Raw genomic sequence first — 1,124 nt, forward strand, 5'->3', positions numbered from 1 at the left:
GCCAACGAGCGGATTTAGGTGCGGTGCAAAACCGTATGAGCTTTACTATTAACAACCTTAATAATATTCAATCGAATGCAACAGATGCTCGTAGTCGAATTCAAGATGTGGATTTTGCTAAAGAGACAGCAGAGTTAACTAAGCAGCAAATTTTATCGCAAACTTCATCGGCTATGTTGGCTCAAGCTAATCAGCTACCGCAAACAGCGCTTTCACTACTTGGTTAAAAGTGATACTTGGTTATAAATTGCCAGTCAAGTTTCTGACTGGCAATTTTGACGATTGATTTTAACAAGGATTAACTGCATAGGAGCATACACATCTTGGTTTTCAAGCATCCTTAATTGTAGGTATTAGCGTTTAGAACTGAATTCGCCCTTGGTTTACCCTCTATTTCTTATTGTTAGCAAGTTGCTGTTTTTTTTATTATTTTTCATAGAGCTCTTTTTTTTATAATTTTTCCTAAAGTTCCTTTTACTCTTGCCGTTACAGTTTGTGTAACACATAAACTTGGCCTGACAACAATGACAGGCACCATTTTAGTTAGGTAGAGGGTAATATCATGGCGATTTCAGTAAACACTAACGTCACATCAATGAAGGCACAAAACAACTTAAATGGTGCCAATAGCAATTTAAAAACCTCAATGGAGCGTTTGGCCTCTGGTCTTCGTATTAACAGCGCTAAAGATGATGCAGCAGGTCTGCAAATATCAAACCGCATGACTAGCCAGATTAATGGTATCGGTGTAGCAATGCGTAATGCTAACGATGGTATCTCTATTGCGCAAACTGCCGAAGGCGCGATGCAAGAATCGACCAATATTCTGCAACGCATGCGTGACCTGTCACTACAATCTGCCAATGGTTCGAACTCAGCTGAAGATCGTGCAGCAATGCAAAAAGAGATCGGCGCGCTGCAAACTGAGTTAACCCGTATCGCGGATACTACATCTTTTGGCGGTCAGAAGTTACTGAATGGTAATTACGGTACTCAGTCTTTTCAGGTTGGGTCGAATGCTAATGAGACAATTTCTTTAACGCTAGGGGATGTATCAGCGGATTCAATTGGTAAAGAAGGCAAAACGGTAGTTGGTACCTACACTGCTTTGGAAACCACTGCAG

The 1,124-nt window shown here is 40.7% G+C and carries 2 protein-coding genes; both read left to right on the forward strand.

The annotated features are described in order from the left end of the window. Positions 1-227, forward strand: a 227-nt coding sequence (locus tag NY07_RS18785; protein ID WP_033540882.1) for a flagellin, incomplete at its 5' end; no start/stop codon positions are given. Between the two features lie 335 nt (positions 228-562). Beyond that, positions 563-1,124, forward strand: a 562-nt coding sequence (locus tag NY07_RS18790) for a flagellin N-terminal helical domain-containing protein (protein ID WP_443018333.1), incomplete at its 3' end; no start/stop codon positions are given.

The organism is Shewanella sp. ECSMB14101 (genome assembly GCF_000773485.1).
Classification (GTDB): Bacteria; Pseudomonadota; Gammaproteobacteria; order Enterobacterales; family Shewanellaceae; genus Shewanella; species Shewanella marisflavi.